This window comes from Prosthecobacter sp. (assembly GCF_049294395.1).
Classification (GTDB): Bacteria; Verrucomicrobiota; Verrucomicrobiia; order Verrucomicrobiales; family Verrucomicrobiaceae; genus Prosthecobacter.
Genome location: NZ_JBAQCR010000254.1, coordinates 1 through 4177, shown reverse-complemented (window position 1 = coordinate 4177; position 4177 = coordinate 1). Strand labels below are relative to the sequence as shown.

The 4177-nt window shown below is 60.5% G+C and carries 4 protein-coding genes; 3 read left to right on the top strand and 1 reads right to left on the bottom strand.

Features of this window, described 5'->3' with window-relative positions; all coding sequences use genetic code 11:
* Nucleotides 1–396: 396 nt before the first annotated feature.
* From WAW39_RS17555 to WAW39_RS17545, 3 genes are read left to right on the top strand one after another with little or no spacing between them, the layout of a single operon-like run.
* On the top strand, nucleotides 397–696 hold the full coding sequence (locus tag WAW39_RS17555) for a hypothetical protein (RefSeq protein ID WP_422320486.1): 300 nt from the start codon (nucleotides 397–399) through the stop codon (nucleotides 694–696).
* Complete coding sequence (locus WAW39_RS17550) at nucleotides 683–1435, top strand: class I SAM-dependent methyltransferase (RefSeq protein ID WP_422320485.1); 753 nt, start codon at nucleotides 683–685, stop codon at nucleotides 1433–1435. Before WAW39_RS17555 ends, WAW39_RS17550 begins: the two co-directional genes overlap by 14 nt.
* Before the next feature lie 42 nt (nucleotides 1436–1477).
* Entirely contained in the window at nucleotides 1478–2047 is a 570-nt protein-coding gene (locus WAW39_RS17545; protein WP_422320484.1) for a hypothetical protein, read from the top strand.
* A 288-nt stretch (nucleotides 2048–2335) separates the two neighbouring features.
* On the opposite strand, the gene WAW39_RS17540 is transcribed toward WAW39_RS17545, so the two are convergent.
* Nucleotides 2336–4177 (bottom strand): tetratricopeptide repeat protein (locus tag WAW39_RS17540; RefSeq protein WP_422320483.1); only part of this gene is annotated, 1842 nt, incomplete at its 5' end.

Genomic DNA, 4177 nt, shown 5'->3' with positions numbered 1-4177 from the left:
TGAGCGTTGTGTTTTCGCGGGGCTTTGGGTGAGGGCGGTGTGGCGGGGACGCGCGACGGAGCCGACAGCATGTCGGCGCTCCCAGTGATGAGTGTTGTGTTTTCGCGGGGCTTTGGGTGAGGTCGGTATGGCGGGGACGTTCGCCGGAGCCGACAGCATGTCGGCGCTCCCAGTGATGAGCGTTGTGTTTTCGCGGGGCTTTGGGTGAGGGCGGTGTGGCGGGGACGTTCGACGGAGCCGACAGCATGTCGGCGCTCCCAGTGATGAGGTGCCTGAACAAAACGGATGCAGGCCAAGGCGTGTATGGCATGTGTGCGACATCGAAGGCTTCACACAAGCTGTCGCCTGAGCTATGACGTCCGGCTTCACACCCCATCCCCTGCCCTTTTTCAAATCATGCTGACTCAGGCCGTCATCAAGCGTCGCAAGGATTGCTCCGTGCTGATGTTTATCGCGTTCATGCTGGTGTTTGAGGCGGTGATCGCGCTGCCGGGATTTTTGTACTTCTATTTTTGGGAGGGTGCCGGGCTGCTGTTTGCCGCTTTCATCGGTTTGCTGCTGGGGATTTTGGTGCTGTCTGTGCTGGAGGGACTGGGTGAGGTGGTGGCGTTCGTGCGTCGAATGATCCGCCGCCCTGACAGGACGAAGGCAGGCAAGGCGAAGTCCAACCACGGAGGTGCAGATGCCCACGTGTAACGATCAGGTGCCGCACCCGGCGGGCGCAGGCGGCGGCAGCCCGTACGCCCGTGCCATGCTGGAGTGCTGGCGGGGTGATGCGAAGGCGGCGTACACGATCCTCCGCGACGATGGCTTTCAGGCAGCGGTGCCCGTGGCGGCGGCTTTTGCGGGGCCGCCCTTCAGCCCGCTGGAGCAGCTGGCCATGGAGCGCTGCTGCGGAAGCATTCTCGATGTGGGCGCGGGTGCGGGGCGTCATGCGCTGTTTTTGCAGCAGCAGGGCCACGACGTGACGGCGCTGGAGCTGGAGCCTGAGCTGGCGGGTGTATTGTCTGAGCGTGGCGTGATCAAGACGCGGACGGGGAGTGTGTTGACGCTGGCGGGAGGACCGTTCGACACGCTCCTCATGCTGATGAACGGCTTTGGGATGGTGGGCACGGTGGGGGGTGCGGCGGCGTTCTTTGAAAATGCGCGGAAGCTTCTGGCGAAGGACGGGCACATTTTATGCGACTCGCTGGATGTACGGCAGACGCTGAACCCGGTGCACCTGGCCTATCAGGAGAGGAACCTGCGCGAGGGCCGCCCTCCGGGGCAGATGCGTTTCTGCATCGAGCATCAAGGCTGGCGCGGTGAGGCGTTTGACTGGCTGCACCTGGACTTCGACAGCCTGCGCGATCTGGCGCGTGGCCACGGCTGGTACGCCGAAGTGCTGGCGCGCGAGGACGATGGGCACTATCTGGCGCGGCTGCGACTGATGTGAGGTGTTCGTCCTGCTACAAAATTTCTTCCACCCAAAGCTCCCATGAATCCAGCACCATCACCAACATCACCACCGACACCTGCGCCGGAAAGTCCTTCAGCCGTGTGGAAGTTTGAGCGTGCGGGGATGCTCATTTTCTTCATCGTTCTCATGGTGTCGCTCTACGCTGCGCATGCGTGTCAAGAGCCGGTGATGCAGTGGCTGGGGCTGCACGGGGGAAGCCCGGGGGATGCTCCGCCGTGGTATTTCATCACACGAGATTTTGCGAAGGGGATCTGCAGCGGCGGGGCCCTGCTGCTGTGCGTGCTGGTGGCGGCGTTCATGTGGCGATGGTGGCCAGGCTACGCCGCCATGCTGGTGTGGATGCCGCTGCTGTGGCTGGGGCAGGACGTGGCCCGGAGCTGGATCATCCATCAGGCATGCCCGGGGCTGCTGGAGGGGCAGCGCATCACCAGCCGGTGGCCCACGTTTCAAAGCTACCAGTTTGACCATGACATCGCAGGGGCGAACACTGCGGTGATGGTCGGCGCGCTCTTGCTTTCCGTGGTCCTTTCGCTGGGGGATGTTTATGTGCGGCGCAGGCTTGCGGCGCGGAGAGCCACACGAGCCTGAAACGAAACCTGCGCCCATGAAACCGCACGCCCCGCTGATGCTGCTCCTCACGGGGATGGCGCGCCTTGGCAGGCGAATTTCCGCGTGTGAGAGCATCGGTGCATTTTGTCAATTATTTGCACACTGACCCCATTTTTCCGGCAAAAGTCACGAAATCTAAAGGTGGATTTCCTCCTGATTGTCTCTAGTAGGAGTCAATGACCTCTTGAGAAGCGGGTGGGTTGGAGATTTTAAATTCGATCTTTCTCATTCTACAACTCAGGGTCCGGGGTGGCTGGCTTCGGTGTCTTACGTTAGCGCGGCTTCGAGATGCTCGCGGTCGGCTTTCGCACGTTTTGTATGTGGATGATTGCGGCCAAGCACCTTCGCCCACACCTGCTCTGCCCGCTGCATGTACACGATGGCTTCCGACACCTTCAACTGGGCGCCCAGACAGAGCGCTAGATTGTAGCAAGAAAGCGCCACATTAGGATGTTCTGCACCGAGCACACGTTCCCTAATGTACAGCACTGCGTGATATTCTTGTTCCGCCTCGGCAAACTTGGCTTGGGAATTCAGCGCATTGGCCAGATTCATCCGACTCGACGAGGTAGAGGGATGCTCCGCACCTAGCACACGCTCTTTGATCTGCAACACACTCCGATGCTCCTGCTCAGCCTCGGAATGCTTTCCTTGGTGATTCAGCTCGTTAGCCAAATTCATTCGGCTCTCCAAGGTAGAGGGATGCTCTAAGCCCAGCAAGCTCTCTCTAATCTGCAATACCGCCCGATGCTCCTGCTCCGACTCGAAATGCTTTCCTTGGTCACTCAGCGCGTTGGCAAAATTGTTCCGGCTCCTCAAAGTTTCGAAATGCTTCGCGCCTAGGACGCGTTCCCTGATCCTCGCCACCGCTTGATGCTCCTGCTCCGCCTCGGCATACTTGCCCTGAGCACGCACTGCGCTGGCCAGATTGCTACGACTCAGCAAGGTAGAGGGATGCTCAGCCCCCTGCGCGCGCGTTTTGATCTGCAACACCACCTGATGCGCCTGTTCCGCCTCGGCATGTCTGCCTTGGTCAAACAGCACGTTGGCCAGATTGTTCCAACTCGACAAGGTATCGGGATGCTCCCCGCCCAGAATTTGCTCCCTGAGCTTCAATACTGAACGATGTTCCTGCTCCGCCTCTGCATACTTGCCTTGGGCACGCAGAGAGTTGGCCAAATTGTTCCGGCACGCCAATGTGTCGGGATGCTCCACGCCTACGCTGTGCTCCTTGCAGGCAATCGCTCTGCGGCAGAGTCCCTCAGCCGCAGCGCACTCGCCAAGTACTTGCAGATAAATAGGCAAACTAGCCAGAAGCCAAACGTAGGCGTCGACCTTAGCGTTGGCAGGATCGACGCCAGCCAATAAGTACTCGATGTGCGGCCTCAGTGTGGCCCATGAAGGCCAATGATCTGGGTGCTGCGTGCTTTTCGGCGCGCAAGCCGTCAGCAGACGACAGGCCTGCTCGAATCGCTCCTGGCGATTTTCTACTAGGTCGAGTCCTAAACGGACAGTGATGGCAATGGCGCGGTGGAGTTCCAACTTACCCGCCTGCCATTCGAGCAGAGAGAGATCGGCGAGTTCGACAAGTGAGTCACGGCGTGAGCCATCGTCTTTGTGCAAGAAGACGTCTTCGGGAATAGGAGCTGGGGCGAGGGTGGCGGCAATCTCCAGTAACTCAATCGCATTAGGTGACAGCCGCTGGAGGCTGATGCGGTACGTGCGCAGGATGCTTTCGGGCACAGCTTTCATTTCCACGGCTTCACGGGAGAGGGCCTCGGCGGGATTTTCGATCAGCAGCTTGCTGTATGCTGCCCAAGTGAAACGCATGTGTGCGACGTAGGCGGCGGCTTGCTGGAGGGCGAGCGGGAGGCGGCCGAGTTCTTTGGCAATGGCGAGCGCATCGGCATCGGGGCCGGGTTGGTGGCCGTTTTTGCTGCCGCGCTTTTGCAGGAGCTGTACGGCATCGGGTTCATCGAGCAGATCCACGCGCTGGGGGGCGAATTCTTCGCCGAGGTCGGTGAGGCGGGTGGTGATGAGCCAGCGGACGCCGCCGGGCTCGTGGCAGAGGAGGCGCACGGCTTCGAGGGCGGCGGGGGTGTCTGCATT

What these genes read in the sequence shown, in the direction of transcription:
- WAW39_RS17555 (WP_422320486.1), top strand. Translation starts at nt 397, where the DNA reads ATGCTGACTCAGGCCGTCATCAAGCGTCGCAAGGATTGCTCCGTGCTG.
- WAW39_RS17550 (WP_422320485.1), top strand. Translation starts at nt 683, where the DNA reads ATGCCCACGTGTAACGATCAGGTGCCGCACCCGGCGGGCGCAGGCGGC.
- WAW39_RS17545 (WP_422320484.1), top strand. Translation starts at nt 1,478, where the DNA reads ATGAATCCAGCACCATCACCAACATCACCACCGACACCTGCGCCGGAA.